General features: G+C 70.2%; 13 protein-coding genes. 1 reads left to right on the top strand and 12 read right to left on the bottom strand.

The genetic code is table 11. The annotated features are described in order from the left end of the window. Window positions 1-49: 49 nt before the first annotated feature. The 12 genes from IE066_RS00905 to IE066_RS00850 form a co-directional block, all read right to left on the bottom strand. Window positions 50-1,372: a dicarboxylate/amino acid:cation symporter gene (locus IE066_RS00905; RefSeq protein WP_229790614.1), complete on the bottom strand. Its 1,323-nt coding sequence runs from the start codon at window positions 1,370-1,372 to the stop codon at window positions 50-52. Between the two features lie 51 nt (window positions 1,373-1,423). Then, window positions 1,424-3,160, bottom strand: a complete 1,737-nt coding sequence (locus tag IE066_RS00900) for a BatD family protein (protein ID WP_189446453.1) — start codon at window positions 3,158-3,160, stop codon at window positions 1,424-1,426. Continuing rightward, window positions 3,157-4,863: a VWA domain-containing protein gene (locus IE066_RS00895; RefSeq protein ID WP_189446452.1), complete on the bottom strand. Its 1,707-nt coding sequence runs from the start codon at window positions 4,861-4,863 to the stop codon at window positions 3,157-3,159. The genes IE066_RS00900 and IE066_RS00895 overlap by 4 nt, the downstream gene beginning before the upstream one ends. Then, a complete protein-coding gene (locus IE066_RS00890; RefSeq protein WP_189446451.1) occupies window positions 4,845-5,849 on the bottom strand; it encodes a vWA domain-containing protein in 1,005 nt (334 codons plus the stop codon). Before IE066_RS00890 ends, IE066_RS00895 begins: the two co-directional genes overlap by 19 nt. Continuing rightward, entirely contained in the window at window positions 5,846-6,295 is a 450-nt protein-coding gene (locus IE066_RS00885; protein WP_425488874.1) for a DUF4381 family protein, read from the bottom strand. The genes IE066_RS00890 and IE066_RS00885 overlap by 4 nt, the downstream gene beginning before the upstream one ends. Beyond that, a complete protein-coding gene (locus IE066_RS00880) occupies window positions 6,295-7,206 on the bottom strand; it encodes a DUF58 domain-containing protein (RefSeq protein WP_189446450.1) in 912 nt (303 codons plus the stop codon). The genes IE066_RS00885 and IE066_RS00880 overlap by 1 nt, the downstream gene beginning before the upstream one ends. Before the next feature lie 11 nt (window positions 7,207-7,217). Continuing rightward, window positions 7,218-8,219 (bottom strand): AAA family ATPase, encoded by a 1,002-nt coding sequence (locus IE066_RS00875; protein ID WP_229790613.1) that lies wholly within the window; start codon window positions 8,217-8,219, stop codon window positions 7,218-7,220. 139 nt (window positions 8,220-8,358) lie between these two features. Further along, on the bottom strand, window positions 8,359-10,296 hold the full coding sequence (locus tag IE066_RS00870) for a type IV pilus secretin PilQ (RefSeq protein ID WP_425488873.1): 1,938 nt from the start codon (window positions 10,294-10,296) through the stop codon (window positions 8,359-8,361). Window positions 10,297-10,315: 19 nt separating this feature from the next. Beyond that, window positions 10,316-10,855 (bottom strand): pilus assembly protein PilP, encoded by a 540-nt coding sequence (locus IE066_RS00865; protein ID WP_189446448.1) that lies wholly within the window; start codon window positions 10,853-10,855, stop codon window positions 10,316-10,318. Window position 10,856: 1 nt separating this feature from the next. After that, complete coding sequence (locus tag IE066_RS00860; RefSeq protein ID WP_189446447.1) at window positions 10,857-11,549, bottom strand: type IV pilus inner membrane component PilO; 693 nt, start codon at window positions 11,547-11,549, stop codon at window positions 10,857-10,859. Further along, complete coding sequence (locus IE066_RS00855; RefSeq protein ID WP_189446446.1) at window positions 11,546-12,265, bottom strand: PilN domain-containing protein; 720 nt, start codon at window positions 12,263-12,265, stop codon at window positions 11,546-11,548. Before IE066_RS00855 ends, IE066_RS00860 begins: the two co-directional genes overlap by 4 nt. Then, window positions 12,265-13,323: a pilus assembly protein PilM gene (locus tag IE066_RS00850; protein WP_189446445.1), complete on the bottom strand. Its 1,059-nt coding sequence runs from the start codon at window positions 13,321-13,323 to the stop codon at window positions 12,265-12,267. The genes IE066_RS00855 and IE066_RS00850 overlap by 1 nt, the downstream gene beginning before the upstream one ends. A gap of 236 nt (window positions 13,324-13,559) precedes the next feature. Here IE066_RS00850 and IE066_RS00845 point away from each other — a divergent pair, with 236 nt between their 5' ends. Further along, complete coding sequence (locus IE066_RS00845) at window positions 13,560-16,085, top strand: penicillin-binding protein 1A (RefSeq protein WP_189446444.1); 2,526 nt, start codon at window positions 13,560-13,562, stop codon at window positions 16,083-16,085. Window positions 16,086-16,144: the final 59 nt, after the last annotated feature.

Genomic DNA, 16,144 nt, shown 5'->3' with positions numbered 1-16,144 from the left:
GAGTCCGCCATTGTCCCATCCCTGCGCGCCGGACGTCGCCCCGTCGCGATCAGGCGGCCGTATCGGCGGCCGCCGGCTCCACGATTTCGCCCTTCGACACCACCGTCGCGGCGACGAGATCGCCGGTGACGTTGAGCGTGGTGCGGCACATGTCGAGGAAGCGGTCGACGCCGAGGATCAGGCCGATGCCCATCGGATCGACGCCCACCATCGCGCAGATCAGCGCGACGACCGGCAGCGAGCCGGCCGGTACGCCGGCGGTGCCGATGCCGCCGAGGATGCAGACGAACATCACCGTCGCCTGCTGCATCAGCGTGAGCTCGACGCCGAAGAACTGCGCCAGGAACAGCACGGTCACGCCCTCGAACAGCGCGGTGCCGTTCTGGTTCGCGGTCGCGCCCACGGTGAGCACGAAGCGCGAGATGCGCGGCGGCAGGCCGAGGCGGTGCTCGGCCACGCGCAGCGCGGTGGGCAGCGTCGCATTGGACGAGGCCGTCGAGAACGCCATCACCATCGCTTCCTGCGAGGCGCGGAAGAAGCGCACCGGCGAGTAGCCGCCGACGAACTTCAGCGCCAGCGAATAGGTCACGAACATGTGCAGCGCGAGCGCCAGCACCACCACGCCGACGTAGGCGCCGAGCCGCGCGAGAAGATCCCAGCCGAACAGCGCCGCCAGGTTGAACATGAAGCAGAACACCGCGTAGGGCGCGAGGCGGATCACCAGCCCGATCAGCGTCATCGAGACGTCGAACAGGCCCTCGATGCCGCGCTTGAGCGCGTCGGCGGCCTCGCTGCGGGTGAGCACCAGGCCGATGCCGAGCATCAGCGCGAAGAACATCACCGCGAGGATGGTGTTGTCGGCCGCCGCCTTGATCACGTTGTCGGGAACGATGCCGAGCAGCATGTCCAAGCCGGTCGGCGAGGTACCGGTGCTACCGACGATCGCGCTCGCGCGCTCGCTGCCCTCGGCGAGCATGCGCGCCGCGACCTCGCGGTCGACGCCGGCGCCCGGCTGCAGCCAGTTCACCAACAACAGGCCGATCACCACGGCGATAGCCGACACCACCACGGTATAGGCCAGCGTCTTCCAGCCCACGCGCCCGAGCGCGCGCACGTCGCCCATCTCGGCCACGCCGACCACCAGCGCCGAGAACAGCAGGGGCAGCACGAGCATGAAGATCAGCTTGAGGAACAGCGTGCCCGCGGGCTGCGTGACGTACTTCGTCAGCATCTGCACCCAGGTCGCGTCGGCGCCGGCACCGTAGTGCGCGACGAGGCCGAGCAGCAGGCCGAGGCCGAAGCCGATGGCCATCTTCCAGTGCAGGGGCATGCGCCGGCGCCCGTCGGCGTGGGTGGTGGTGGCGTCGGACATGGCGGTTCCCCGAAAAGCGATCGCGAAGGGTAGCAAACGCGCGATGCGCGCTCAGGCGTCGGGATAGAGGGGCGGCAGCGGATCTTCGCGACGCGGCGGCGGTGCGCGCCAGCGCGGCCCGCGGGCGAAGGCGTCACGCAGCTGCGCGCGCGCAGTGGCCGGGTCGTCGCCGGCCCAGCGCGCGCGGCGCAGGCGTTCGACCGCCTCGCGCTGCGCATCGTCGTCGAGGCGCGCGATCACGCCGTCCAGATCGATGACGCCATCGCCGGCGAGGCGACGCAGGGCCGCGTCGATGTCGGCGAGGTCGCCGAACTCGAGCAGGCGCTGCAGGTTCGGCGGGGCGTCATTCGTGCGTGCCGGCGTCGGCCCGGTTGGCGCTGCCGGGCCGCCGGGGGCCGGCGTGCCGCGCACGGGGGCTGCCGTCCCCGTCGCGGTGGACGCATAGGACGTCGCCGTGGCGTCGTAGGCGGGAATGGCGTCGAGCTGTGGGGCCTTGCCCGTCCCGTTCTGCGCGTGCGTACGCCGTCGCCAGAAAAGACCCGCGACGACGAGCAGTACGGCGAAGGCAGCGATGCCGACGAACAGCGCGACCGGCGTGCGTGTGGCCGCGGGCGCGCGAGGCCGCTCGGCCGGCGCGGCACTGCGCGCCGCAGGCGTCGCGCCCCGTGCAACCTGCAGGGTGATCGGCGGCAACTGCGCGGTGCGTGCGGCTCCGGCGCGACTATCCCACCAGTCGATGCGCGGGCCCGGCAGCACCAGCCGGCCGTCGCGCGTCGGCACGATGGCGATCCGTCGCTGCACGCGCACCTGCGGACGGCCGTCGACCATCGATTCGTCCGACTGCGCGCGCTCAGGGAACAACTGCACGCCGTCGACCGGCGCAAGGCGCACCTCGGGCAGCTGCGAGGCCGTCGCGCCGTCCGCCTGCACTTCGATCACGACGTGCGCAGCCTCGCCCGCCCGTGCCTGCGCGGGCGTGGCGAGATAGCGCATGGTCAGGCCGCGCAGCGGCAGCCAGGGCTGCGGCGCATCCGCGGGAATCGGCCGCACCTGCAGCACGCGCGGACGCCCCGTGGCCTGCAGCGCCGTCTGGCCGTCGCCGAAGAGCTGGTCGAACGCGTTTCCGGTGCCGCGACCCTCGAACTTCGCAGGCGGCACCACCAGCTCGCCGCTGCGCTCGGGGATCAGCAGGTAACGGCGCTCGGTGACCACGTACGTGCGGCCACCGACGCTGCGCCGGTACTGCACGTCGTCGCCCACACGCTGCAGCCCGGCGCCCGCGGGCTCGGGCTGCTCGAGCTGGCCGGCGATCAGCGGGATCGCCGAATACAGCCGGACCACCCACCCGACCGACTGCTGGACGTACGGGTCCTGGTCGTCGGCCTCGCTCTCGATGAAGACATCCGAATTGCCGGGCGCCACCGATGGCACCGGCGCACGCGTGACCAGCAGCACCAGTGGCGCGGTCACATCGCCGCCGACGCGCAACGGCGGCAGGCGCAGCAGGCCGTCGCGACGCGGTCGCAGCGCGACGGCGTGCAGCGTGCTGCTCGACACCCGTCCGTTCACCCACTGCACCTGCTGGCGGCTGGCCTGCGCACTGAGGTCGAAGTCGCGCACCAGCGGGCCGTAGTCGGGCGCGGCGCCCGCATCGGTTTCGATGTTGAGCGTGGCGGTTTCGCCGAGTGCGATGCGGTCGCGGTCCAGCCATGCACGCGTGTTCGCGCCGGCGAGCGCGGTGAAGGCGAGCAGCACGAGCGCAACGAGAAGGCGCGCGAGCCGCGTCATCGCCGCCCCCCGAGTTGTCGGCGCTCGTGCTCGAGCCGGAACTTCTCGCGCAGCAGGCTGCCGGGCTCGTCGGGCACGCGTTGCAGCGCCGCGTCATCGGACAGGCGTCGCTCGCGCTGGCGCGGATCGACGGGCGTAGTCGACGGTTTCTGCGCGGCTTTTGCCTGCTGCAGGGCGCGCTCCATGCGTTCGCGCTGCGCGGCGTCGGCGCGTGCCTGCCGGGATGGGTCGGAAGGCTTGGGTGGCTGCGGCGCCTGCGAGCGCTGTGGCTCGTTCCGCGAAGGTGCATCGGACTGCGGCGAAGGCTGCTTCGGCTGTGATTGGCAGGACGGATCGCCGGGCTTGCACGCACGGGGCTGCTGCGATTGCTTCGACGTCCCGCCCTTCTGGCCCTGTTGCTGGCCACCCGAGGGAAGCTTTCGCTTCAGTGCATTAAGCACGGACTGCCGATTCGCGACGGCATCGGGCATGCCGGGGCGGCGGCGCAGCGCCTCGTCGTAGGCCGACACCGCCTCCTGCAGGCGCCCGGCCTTCGCCAACGCATTGCCGCGGTCGTAATGCGCATCCGCACCGTCGGCCTTGGCGAATTCCTCCGCGGCTGCCTCGAAGTCGCCACGTCGATAGCGCTCGATGCCACGCTCGATCGCTCGATGCGCCTGCTGGTCGGGGCGAAGCCATGGATCGGCCGCGAACGAGGGCCGCGGCACGAGCGCGATCGCGAGCAACGCCACCGCCGCGCGTGGGCGTCGCACCAGCACTACGAGCGCAAGCAGCACCAGCGGCGGCAACAGGCGGAAGCCTTCGTCGGCCCAGCCGCGGCCGCCGCGTCCGTTCGCGCGGCCGCCCGTGGGCACGGCGGCGAACACGGCGTCGTCGCCGCCGTCCAGCGACAGGGGCGCGTACATGCCGCCGCCGCTGCGTGCGAGCTGGCGCAACGAGGCCTCGTCCAGCGCGACAGGCACGTCGCGTCCATTGCGCATGCGCACGGCTGCGCCGTCGCTGCTGCCCAGGCCGAGCGTCGACACCACGTGGCCCGCCGCATGCGCCTCCACCGCGGCCTGCTGCGCGGCGGCATCGGCACGATCGGTGACCAGCACGATGCGACCGCGCGGATAGCCCGCACGCTCGATCAGCTCGCGCGACCATTCGATCGCGCGTGCCGGCGACTGCCCGTCGACCGGCATCACGTCGGGTTGCAGCGCATCGACGAAGAGCGCGACGTTCGCAGCGTCGTCGGTGATGGGCGCGACGGTGAACGCATCGTCCGCGAACGCGACGAGGCCGATCGGGCCTTCGGGACTCGATTGCAGCAGACGCCTCAGCCGCGCCTGCATCTGCGCGACGCGGCTCGGTGCGACGTCGGTGGCGAGCGATGCGCTCGACAGGTCGACCGCCACCACCATCGGCAGCCGCGTCTGCCACAGCGGCTGCTCGATGCGCCGCCACGCGGGCCCCGCGAGCGCCACCGTCGCGATCAGGTAAGCAAGCGCCGCCAGCCACCCGAGCCAGCGCTGCCGCGACGCACGACCGGGCTCGAGCAGGAACGGCAGCAGGTGCGGATCGACCGCGCGCCGCCAGTCCGCACCGGCGTCACCCGTGCGGCGCAGCCACAGCGCCAGCACCGGCAGCGCGAGCAGCGCCCACAGCCACTCGGGACGCAGGAAATGAAGCGGGCCGAGGTCGATCACGATCGACGCCTCCACGCGAGAACGGCCAGCAACGCGAGCACGAACGACGCGGCCAGCGGCCACGCGTAGCGCTCGATGCGCGGCCGCACCGCGCGGCCGGGTTGCGGAATCGGCTCGAGCCGGTCGATCTCGGCATAGATGCCGGCGAGCTCGCGCGTGTCGCGCGCGCGGAACGAGCGCCCGCCCGTCGACGCGGCGATCGCGCGCAGCGTCGCCTCGTCGATGGGATCGTCGCCTGCCGTCATCGGCAGGCGGAAGCCGAACAGCGACAGCCCGCCTTCGCCGCCGAAGGCGACGGTATGGATGCGCACGCCGGAATCGGCGGCGATGCGCGCGGCCTTGCGCGGATCGAGCACGCCTGCGGTGTTGACGCCATCGGTGAGCAGCACCAGCACGCGCTCGCCCTCGCGCTGGTCGCGCAGGCGCCGCACCGCGAGGCCGATCGCATCGCCGATCGCGGTTTCCTGCCCCGCAAGGCCGACCACGCTGTCTGCGAGCTGCTCGCGCACGCTGTCGCGATCGAGCGTGAACGGCGTCAGCACGTGGGCCTGCCGTCCGAACACCAGCAGGCTGAGTCGATCGCCCGCACGCCGGTCGATGAAGTCCGACAGCACCGCCTTCGCCGCGGTGAGCCGGTCGACGACGCCGCCGCCGAGTTCCATGTCGGGCTCGTTCATGCTGCCCGACAGATCGAGCGCGAGCATCAGGTCGCGGCCCTTCACCGGCGGCTGCACCGGCGGCCCGAGCTGTTGCGGTCGGGCCGCGGCGATGCACAGTAGGATCCACGCAAGCGCGGCGAGCAGGCCCACGCCGTCGTGCGTGCCGCGCGTCGCGACGGCCGGCGCCAGCTCGCGGATGCGATCGGCGATCGGCAGGCGCAGCGCCGCGCCCTCGCGACGGGGCGCGGGAACGAAGCGCCCAAGCAGCCACGGCAGCGGAATCGCCAGCAACCAGGCGGGCCACTGCAACATGTCGTACAGGTCGCGCAGCGAGGCCATCATCGACGGCGCTCCATCAGCATGACGAAGCGCTCGCGCGCGAGGTCGAGCGCCGTCTGGGTGGCGTCGTCCGCGACGTCGCGCCGGAACGCGCCGTCGACGACCAAGCGCCCGGGGCCTTCGACAAAACGCGTACGCGGCGTGTCCAGGAATTCGAGCCAGGCGTCGCCGTCGAGGCGGTCGGCGTCGTCGTGCACGCGGCGCGAGGCGCGGCGCAGCAGTTCGGACGCTTTCGCGAGCCGCGACGGCGCGTCGTCCGCGGTGGCGATGGTCGAGTCGAACAGCGCGAGCGTGCGGGCGTGACGGCGCGCGCGATGGCGTCGCCACAGCAGCACGCCGACGACCACCAGCACAACGGTGGCGGCAAGCCACCACCAGCCCGGCGCCGGCGGCCACCACGGCGGCGCCGGCGGCCGATGCACGTCGCGCAGGACCAGTGCGTCCTGCATCAGGCCACCCGGGCCGTACGGCCGTCGAGCACCGCGAGGCAGGCCTCGCTCGGCTCGGTCGTCGAAAGCGCCATCACGCGCACGCCGCGTGCGGGCAACGACTCGTTCGCCTGCCGCAATGGCGCGGCGAAACGCGCGAGCCAGCGCTGCCGCGTCGCCGCGTCGTCCAGCGGCATCTCGACCCGCGCGCCCGCCGCCGCGAACGGAAGTCGCAGCGCCGGCGGCTGAGTTTCCAGCGGGTCGTGAAGCAGCACGACGGCGACGTCGTGATGGCGTGCGAGCGCGCTCCAGCGCGTCGCGGGCACAGCGTCCATGCTCGACGGATCGGCCAGCACGAGCAGGCGCGCGCCGGGTCGCATCAGGCGCTGCGCACGATCGAGTGCGAGCACGAGGCCGCGGTCATCCGAAGGCGGTGCCGCGTACCAGCGCACGAGCGCATCGATCACGCGGAGCGCGCCGCGCGGGCCGCCGGCAGGCGGCACCGGCGGCTCGCGCGGGCTGCCGCGCAGGATCGCGACGCGGTCGCCCTCACCCACCGCGTGCCATGCCGCGACTGCTCCCGCCCGCGCGGCCTGTACCGACTTGAAGCGCACGCGCGTGCCGAAATACAGCGCCGGGCTGGTGTCGGCGACGATCAGCGTCAGCCGTTCGCGCTCGGCATGGAAGACCTTGGTATGCGCGCGCCCCGTCCGCGCGGTCAGCCGCCAGTCGATATGCCGCGCATCGTCGCCGACCGCGTATTCGCGCGACTCCGCGTACTCCATGCCGCGCCCACGCATCGGCGAAGTGGCGAGGCCCGCGGCGCGCGTGCGGACACGCCGCAGATGGCGCGGGCTCGACGCCAACGTGCGCAGTGCCACAAGCTCCTCGATCGAGGGCAGGACGCCGGGAGCGGGCGGATCGGCGCGCATGTCGGCCGCGCTCAGGGCAGCGGCACCCGCGCCAGCAACTCGGCGACCAGCCGTCCGCCGTCCCAGCCTTCGGCCGTGGCCTCGAAGCTCGGCAGCACCCGGTGGCGCAATACGTCGGGCGCCACGCTGCGGACGTCGTCCGGCGTGACGTAATCGCGACCCGCCAGCCAGGCGTGCGCGCGCGCGCATCGCTCCAGCGCGATCGATCCACGCGGACTTGCGCCCCATGCGATGCGCCGCGCGAGCGCGGCGTCGTAACGCATCGCATCGCGCGAAGCGAGCACGATCTCGACGAGGTAGCGCTCGACCGCCGGCGCCACGTGCAGCGCGAGCACCTGTCGCCGCGCGGCGAACACGTCCTCGATCGCGATAGGCTCAAGTCCATGCGCGTCGGCGGATGCCGTGCCGTCGAGCAGGTCCTGCGCACGCTCGCGCGCCAGCCGCAGGATCTCCGTCTCGACCTGCGCGTCCGGGTAGCCGATGCGCACGTGCATCAGGAAGCGGTCCAGCTGCGCCTCGGGCAGCGGAAACGTGCCTTCCTGCTCGATCGGATTCTGCGTGGCCATCACCAAGAAGAGCGCGGGCAGCGGATAGGTCGCGCGGCCCACGGTGACCTGACGCTCGCCCATCGCCTCCAGCAGCGCCGACTGGACCTTCGCCGGCGCGCGGTTGATCTCGTCGGCCAGCAACAGGTGGTGGAAGATCGGCCCGGGCTGGAACTCGAAGCGCCCGTCCTGCGGCCGCCACACTTCGGTCCCGGTAAGGTCGGCAGGCAGAAGATCGGGCGTGAACTGCACGCGCGCGAAGTCGGCGGTCAGCCGCGATGCGAGCGCGCGGATGGCGCTCGTCTTGGCGAGTCCGGGCGCACCCTCGACGAGCAGATGGCCATCGGCCAGCAACGCGACCAGAAGCCGCTCGACCAGCGTCGCCTGCCCGACGATCTCGGCCTGCAGCGCGGCTCGCAGGCCCGCGAAAAGGCCATGCAGCCGGGCCGGGTCGGAAGCGGGTTCCATCGTAAGTTCCTGCGCGGTCATGGCCCCATTCTGACCGGCATGGCGACACGGAGTTCCGACGGCGTCTTCACGCCGTCGACGCGGGCCACAAAAACGAAACGGGGCCCGAAGGCCCCGTTTGTCGAATCGTCCGTAGCAATCAGCGCTGCGCGACCTTCAGCACCTTCGGTGTCACGAAGATCAGCAGCTCGGCCTTGTCCTTGGTCTTGCCGCGCTTCTTGAACAGGTTGCCGAGGAACGGTACGTCGGCCAGGAACGGCACCTTCGAAATGTCGCTGCGCTCGGTGAACTCGTAGACGCCACCGATGACCACCGTCTGCCCGTCCTCCACCAGCACCGCGGTGTTGACCTCGCGCTTGCTGATCTGCGGCACGTCGCCGACGTCCTGCACGCGCACGTAGCCGGCCACCTCGTCCTTCTTGACCGCCATGTTCAGGAACACGCGGCCATCGTTGGTGATGGTCGGGGTCACGCGCATCTGCAGCAGCACGTCCTTGAACTGCACGCTCGGGGTCGGCACGCCGCCCGCCTGTGCCGGCTGGATCGTCACGTAGCCGACTTCCTGACCCTGCGTGATCACCGCCTCGCGCTGGTTACTGGTGACAACGCGCGGGTTGGAGATCACTTCGCCGCGGCCTTCGGTCTGCAGGGCCGACAGCTCCATATCGAGCGCATAGCCGGCATTGAGAATCGACAGCGCCACCGAGCCGGCCGGGTTGGCGACGGCGAGGTTGCTCATCAGACCCTGCTTAATCTCCCAGCGCCCGTTCCTGTTCTCGTCGAAGCGGGAGTTGTAGGAGTTCTGAGTAGCCGTATTGTCTTCGATGTTGCCATTGAAGCCGATCTTGCCGTCCCGCGTGACGCCCGAGATACCGAAGCGCGCACCCAGTTCACGCGAGAACGAGTCGCTGGCGATCACGACGCGGGCCTCGATCACCACCTGATCGACCGGACGGTCGATCACGCGGATCAGCTCCTTCATCTGCCCGACCTTCTTCGGGATGTCGCTGATCATGAGCGTGTTGGTGCGCTCGTCTGCGACGAGGCGTCCACGCGGCGAGAGGAAGCCGGTGTCGTTCTCGGTGTTCGAGCTGCCGGAACCGCTCTGGCCGCTGCCACCGCCGCCGATGCCCTTGGCCTCGGTCAGCGCCTTATAGATCGCCGCGGCGTTGTGATAGTTGATCTGCACGTACTCGGTGACGAGATCGGTGCGGTTGTCGATCGCGATGCGGGCGTCTTCCTTGTCCTGCTCGTACTTGGCGATCTCGGCCTGCGGCGCAATCCACACCACGTTGCCGCTGCGGCGCTTGTCGAGGCCCTTGGCCTGCAGGACGATGTCGAGCGCCTGGTCCCACGGCACGTTGACCAGGCGCAGGGTCACGTTGCCCTGCACGGTGTCGGACGCGACGATGTTGAGACCGGATTCCTCGGCGATCAGCTGCAGGACTGTGCGCACCGGCACGTCCTGGAAGTTGAAGGTCACCGGCTTGCCCGAGTAGCGCACCGCGGCGTTCGCCGCGCTGACCTGCGCTGCTGCCGCACGGACGTCGGCGGTGCCGCCGACGGCGCGCGAGCTGGTCGCGGCCTTGGGCGTGATCTCGACGATGTAGTCGCGGCCGGTCTGGTAGGCCATCGAGTCGAACGAGCCGCTGGTGTCGAGCACGAGCTGCGTGCCCGCACCGCTGTTGCGCGGATCGATGCGGGTCACCGGCGTGGCGAAATCGCGCACGTCGAGCGTCTTGCGCAGGCTGTCGGGAAGCTCGGCATTGCCGATGTCGACCACCACGTTTGAACCGGTCTTGCGCAGGTCAGGCGTGGCACCTTCGCCGCTGAAGCGGACGACTAGGCGACCGGCGCCGTCGTCGCTGCGCTTGAAGTCGATATCGGCGACCGAGACCGTGCCCGGCAGCTGCTTGGCCGGGTCGAGGCTGGGCGCGGGCGCGATCGGCGCAGCGGGCGCCGGCGGCGCGGCCTGCACGCTGCCGAGCGCGGCCAGCATGCCGAGGGCGAGTCCCGCCAGCCGCACCCCGATCTGGGGGCGGGCCGTCCTTGCGGATTGGGCAGTATTCGAAATCATTTTCCTCATCCCCTCAGCATCACTTGTTGTCGTCGAGTGCCAGCGTGGCCGGCCGTTCCAGCCAGCCACCCGCCCCGTCGGGCACCAGTTCCACCAGCTCGATCCGGTCGTCGTGCACCGAAGTCACGCGGCCGTCGGACTGCCCCATGTAATCGCCGATACGGACGCGGTAGGTGACCTTGTCCGGCGCCATCACCAGCGCGATCAGTCCTGCGCCGCGGCCGAGCGTGCCGACCATGTCGAGGCTGTCGAGCGGAAAGGCCTCGAGCGCCTGCTTGCGGCGCGCCGAATCCGGACGCGGGCCGCTGCCGTTACCGTCGTCGGTGAACGCACGGCTGAAGGGATCGCGCAGGCCCTGCGCCGCGTACTCGAACGTCTCGAACTGCTGCATCACGGGCAGCGGCTCCAGAGGCGGCGCCGGTCGCGCCTTGACGTCGACGACCCACTTCTCGAGGTTCGGTGCTTCGCCGGGCGTGCTGGTCACGCCGCGGCCGCAGCCGGCGAGCGCGGCGGCGAGCACGAGGGCCCGGGCGATCACGGTATGCGTGGTCGTCTTCATGTCAGCCTCCGTTCCCGGCGTTCGCGGCCGCGCCGTTGGGCTGGCCCGCGGCTTGGGCCGCTTGGCTCGCGACTTCTTCCTCGTCGAGATAGCGATACGTCTTCACCGTGCCCGACAGCTCGAGCATGCCGTTGGCGACGGTCGCGGCGGTCGCACCCTCGCCGCCGCCCTTGGGCTTCAGCGAGATGTCGTGCATGGTCATGATCACGACGCGCGGCAGCGAGGCGACGCCGCTCATGAAGGCGCCGAACTGGTGGTACGAGCCGACCATGCGCAGTGCGATCGGCTTCTCCGCGTAGAACTCGCGCGGCTGCTCGTCGCCCGGCTGGAACAGCTCGTTGGTGATGCCCGTAGCCAGAGCGGTCTGCGAGATGTCGACGATCAGGTCGGGCATCTCGTTCTTGCTCGGCAGCTGGCGCAGCATCTGCTGCAGTTGCTGCTCCATCTGCGCGAGCTGCTGCTTGAGCGGGCCGAGGTTGGCGGCTTCGCCCTGCTTCTTCTCGAAGTCGGCGCGCAGCGTTGCTTCCGTCTGCTCGAGATTCGCGAGTTCCTCGCGCTTGTCGCTGACGAAAAGCACCCAGACCAGCACGACGATCAGCAGGCCGACGATGGCGCAGAAGACCGCCTTGGCCTGGCGCGGCCAGGAGCCGATGTTGTTGAAGTCGAGGCTCTTGAGATCCATCTTGCGGCTCACGACTTGCCTCCCGGAGTAGTCGTCGCGGTGGCGGCCGCCGGTGCGGCCGGGGCCGGGGCCGGCGTCGTAGCCGGTGCGGCGGCCTGCGTGGCGCCGTCGGTCGCGGCGGGCGCGGCAGCCTCGGGCGCGGGCACCGAATCCGGCACGCCGTCGCCATCGGTATCACGCGGCGCGTTCGGGTCGGCGAGCTTGACCTGCAGGCTGAACTCGTACGGCAGACCCTTGTCCTCGCCCTTGGCCTCGATGATCGAGAGCTGCGGGTCGGTCATCCAGCCCGAGCCCTCGAGGTTGCGCATGTAGGTGCTGACGCGTGCGTTCGACTGCGAGCGCCCGGCCAGCGTCAGCGACTGGTCGTCCTGCTTGATCGAAGTCAGCACGACGCCGTCGGGGATCGTGCGCACCAGCGAGTCGAACAGGTGGACCATCTGCGAGCGGCTGGCCTGCAGCTTCTCGATGACTTCCTTGCGGGCCAGCAGGCGCGACTTGGTCTCGTTGAGCGCCTTGATCTCCTCGTTCTGCTTTTCGACCTCGGCGATCTGCTCCTGGATGTACGCGTTGCGCTCGTTCTGGCCGTCGATCTGGGCGCCGTAGAACATGTTGATGCCCATCGCGAGCACCAGGGCGCCGATCGCGGTCGCGGCCAGCATCACGCCGAATTCCTTCTGGCGCTGCTTGCGGCGTTCGGCGCGCCACGGCAGCAGGTTGATCCTTGCCATCAGTCGAAGCTCCTCAGCGCCAGGCCGCAGGCGATCATCAGCGAGGGCGCGTCCTGGGCCAGGGCATGCGGCTGCACGCGCGGCCCCAGCGTCATGTTCGCGAGCGGGTTGGCGACCATGGTCGGCACGCCGAGCTGGTCCTCGAGCATGCGGTCGATGCCGCTGATCGAGGCGCCGCCGCCGGCGATGACGAGCTGGTCGACGCGATTGAATTCGCTGCCCGCGTAGAAGAACTGCAGCAGGCGGCTGATCTGCTGGACCATCGCCTCCTTGAACGGCTCCAGCACTTCGGTCTGGTAGCCCTCGGGCAAGCCGCCCTGGCGCTTGGCCTGGCCGGCTTCCTCGTAGGACAGGCCGTAGCGGCGCATCACCTCGTCGGTGAGCTGCTTGCCGCCGAAGACCTGTTCGCGCGAGTAGATCGTGCGGCCGTTTCGCAGGACGTAGAGCGTGGTCATCGTCGCGCCCGAATCCACGAGCGCCACGAGTCCGTCGCGCGGGGTCTTGAGCTGCTCGGACAGCAGCGAGAACGCGTTCTCGATGGCGAAGCTCTCGACGTCCATCACCCGGGCCGACAGTCCGCCGAGTTCCAGCGCGGAGGCGCGGATCTCGACGTTCTCCGAGCGCGAGGCCGCCAGCAGCACCTGCACGGTGTCGGGCGTGTTCGGCATCGGGCCGAGGACCTCGAAGTCGAGGTTCACCTCGTCGATCGGGTACGGCACGTAGTTGGCCGCTTCTAGTTCGACCTGGGCCTCCAGTTCGTCCTCGTCCAGGTCCGCCGGCATCGGGATGACCTTGGTGATGACGGCCGAGCCGGCGACGGCGGCCGCGGCCCCCTTGGCGCGGCTGCCGGAGCGGCCCATGGCGCGCTTGATGGCCTCGCCGACGGCCTCGACCTCGACGATGTTCTTCTCGACAACCGCGTTCGGTGGCAACGGCTCGACCGCGTAGTGCTCGACCCGGTACCGGTTCCCGGCCCGCGACAGCTGCAGCAGCTTCACGGCAGTCGAGCTGATATCCACGCCGACCAGGGCCGGCTGGCTCTTCGTAATCACGCCCACTTCGAATCTCCCCTGCCACAGGCGTTTAGGTGCGCTTCTTGCGGCACTGCCTAGATAACGGACTTTTCACTCCGTGGCAACCGGGACCTCACGATTCGTGATCGCCTCCGACAAAAAGCCGTCACCGGCCCGACGTGCCCTCCAGCCCGCCTGCCGACGGAATTCCGGCACCCCGTCGACGTCCCCGCGAGGGGCTCCTCTATACTCGGCTTACGATTTCTTTACGCGACTTCCCCATGCCCCGTTTCCGCCGCCTGCTCCGCTGGGCGCTGTTCGCGACTGCCGGCCTGATCGTCCTCGGCCTCATCGGCGCCGGTGCGCTGTACGCGGTGATCGCCCCGAAGCTTCCGGACGTGGAGACGCTGCGCGACGTGCAGCTGCAGGAGCCGATGTACGTCTATTCGAAGGACGGCCGCCTCATGGCTCTGTTCGGCGAGACGCGCCGTTATCCGGTCGACATCGAGAAGGTGCCGGACCTGCAGAAGAAGGCATTCATCGCCATCGAGGACTCGCGCTTCTACGAGCACCACGGCGTGGACTTCAAGGGCGTCGCGCGCGCGGTCTGGCTGCTGGCCACCACCGACGACAAGCGCGTGCCGGGCGGCTCGACCATCACCCAGCAGGTCGCGCGGCAGTTCTTCCTGAGCAACGAATACAGCTACACGCGCAAGCTCGCCGAGATGATGCTGGCCATGCGCATGGAGCGCGAGCTCAGCAAGGACGAGATCTTCGAGCTCTACCTCAACGTGAGCTTCTTCGGTAACCGCGCCTACGGCCTGGCCGCGGCCGCCGAGTACTACTACGGCAAGCCGCTGGAGAAGCTCTCGCTCGACGAGATGGCCTCGCTCGCCGGCATCCCGAAGTTTCCGTCCAGCGCGAACCCGATCAGCAACCCGGAGCGCGCGAAGATCCGCCGCGATTACATCCTCGATCGCATGGCCGCGCTGAAGTACGTCAGCAGCGCCGATGCGGCCGCCGCGAAGGCGGTGCCGATGCACGCCTCGCCGCACGAGCGCCCGGTCGAGGTCTACGCGCCCTACGTCGCCGAGATGGTGCGCCTGGAGATGATCGAGCGCTACGGCCCCGAGGCGCTGACCAAGGGCTACCACGTCTACACGACGATCGACCCGGAGCTGCAGGCGGCCGCCGACGCCTCGGTGCGCGACGGCCTGCATACCTACGACCGCCGCCACGGCTGGCGCGGCGCCGAGAAGCATTTCGAACTCGCCGAGGCCGAGGACGTGGCGGCCACCGCGCGCCGCCTCGCGTCGATTCCGGCGCAGGGCGAACTGCTGCCGGCGATCGTGCTGTCCGCACGCGCCGGCTCGGCGGAGGTGCTGCTGGCCGACAAGCGCACGATCACCCTTCCGGGCTCGCGCGCCTGGCCGGGCATGAGCCTGGGTTCGCTGCGCCGTGGCGACCTGGTGCGCCTGCGCCGCGTCGTCGCCGAGGGCGACAAGAAGCCCGCGACCGATGCCGATGCCGATGCCGTGTATCGCCTCGACCAGCTGCCGCGCGCGCAGGCCGCGCTGGTGTCGATCGACGCCATGAACGGCGCGCTTCGTGCGCTCACCGGCGGCTACAGCTTCGCCGGCAACAAGTTCAACCGCGCCACGCAGGCCAAGCGCCAGCCGGGCTCGAGCTTCAAGCCGTTCGTCTATTCGGCGGCGTTCGAGCGCGGCTTCAACCCGGCCTCGATCGTTCTCGACGCGCCGGTGGTGTTCAAGGACCGCGTCGGCCACCTCTGGCGTCCGCAGAACGACACCGGCAACTTCGCGGGCCCGATGCGCCTGCGCGAGGCGATGGTGCAGTCGCGCAACCTGGTGTCGGTGCGCCTGCTCGATGCGATCGGCGTGGACTACGCGCGCAAGTTCATCAGCAACTTCGGCTTCGAGATCGATTCGCTGCCGCCGAACCTGTCGATGTCGCTGGGCACCGCCTCGCTGACGCCGCTGTCGGTCGCGCGCGGCTATGCCGTGTTCTACAACGGCGGCTACCGCGTCACGCCGTGGTTCATCGACACGGTGAAGGACCGCAACGGCGCGGTCATCTTCAAGGAGAAGCCGGTCGTGGGCTGCCACGGCTGCGCGGTGGTGGCGACGCCGAACGGTGCGCAGCCGCAGGCGGCGACCACCGTGGTCGACGGCTTCGACCTCGGCCCCGCGCCCGGTGCCGCGACGGCGCAGGCCGACGACGCGAAGGCCGCAAAGAAGCCCGACGCCGCATTGCCCGCACCGAAAAAGCCCGACATGACCGGCATGGTGCTCGCGCCGCGCGCGATCGACGAGCGTATCGGCTACCAGGTGGTGTCGATCCTGCGCGACGTCGTGCAGCGCGGCACCGGCACCGCCGCCAAGGTGCTCAAGCGCGAGGACATCGGCGGCAAGACGGGCTCGACCAACGATCACCGCGACGCGTGGTTCTCGGGCTTCGGCGGCCCATACGTCACCATCGTCTGGGTGGGCCGCGACGACTTCAAGCCGCTGGGCTACGGCGAGTACGGCGGCCGCGCCGCGCTGCCGATCTGGATCGAGTACATGCGCGTCGCGCTCAAGGACAAGCCGATCCAGCCCAACGAGCCGCCGCAGGGCATGGTCAAGGTGACCGTGGGCGCGGGTGGCCGCCTGATCCCGGGCGGCGAAGGCGGCATCACCGAATGGGTAAAGGCCGAGGACCTCGAGCGAATGCAGAGCGACGTCGACTACGGCCCGTCGGCCGAACAGCAGGACGAAGGCTCGGAAGAATCGTTCGACATCTTCTGAGCGGCTGAACCGATGTCGACGCCGCGACAACGGGCGTCGACATCCGCGTGTTAGCGTGC

Origin of the sequence: Cognatilysobacter xinjiangensis (genome assembly GCF_014651995.1) — a bacterium.
Classification (GTDB): domain Bacteria; phylum Pseudomonadota; class Gammaproteobacteria; order Xanthomonadales; family Xanthomonadaceae; genus Cognatilysobacter; species Cognatilysobacter xinjiangensis.
Note: the sequence above shows the minus strand (reverse complement) of the source record. Positions and strands in the feature narration are given on the sequence as shown.

Coding starts and splice junctions, on each gene's coding strand:
- IE066_RS00875 (WP_229790613.1), bottom strand. CDS start 8,219: ATGGAACCCGCTTCCGACCCGGCCCGGCTGCATGGCCTTTTCGCGGGC.
- IE066_RS00855 (WP_189446446.1), bottom strand. CDS start 12,265: ATGGCAAGGATCAACCTGCTGCCGTGGCGCGCCGAACGCCGCAAGCAG.
- IE066_RS00865 (WP_189446448.1), bottom strand. CDS start 10,855: ATGAAGACGACCACGCATACCGTGATCGCCCGGGCCCTCGTGCTCGCC.
- IE066_RS00880 (WP_189446450.1), bottom strand. CDS start 7,206: ATGCGCGCCGATCCGCCCGCTCCCGGCGTCCTGCCCTCGATCGAGGAG.
- IE066_RS00905 (WP_229790614.1), bottom strand. CDS start 1,372: ATGTCCGACGCCACCACCACCCACGCCGACGGGCGCCGGCGCATGCCC.
- IE066_RS00870 (WP_425488873.1), bottom strand. CDS start 10,296: ATGATTTCGAATACTGCCCAATCCGCAAGGACGGCCCGCCCCCAGATC.
- IE066_RS00900 (WP_189446453.1), bottom strand. CDS start 3,160: ATGACGCGGCTCGCGCGCCTTCTCGTTGCGCTCGTGCTGCTCGCCTTC.
- IE066_RS00845 (WP_189446444.1), top strand. CDS start 13,560: ATGCCCCGTTTCCGCCGCCTGCTCCGCTGGGCGCTGTTCGCGACTGCC.
- IE066_RS00885 (WP_425488874.1), bottom strand. CDS start 6,295: ATGCAGGACGCACTGGTCCTGCGCGACGTGCATCGGCCGCCGGCGCCG.
- IE066_RS00890 (WP_189446451.1), bottom strand. CDS start 5,849: ATGATGGCCTCGCTGCGCGACCTGTACGACATGTTGCAGTGGCCCGCC.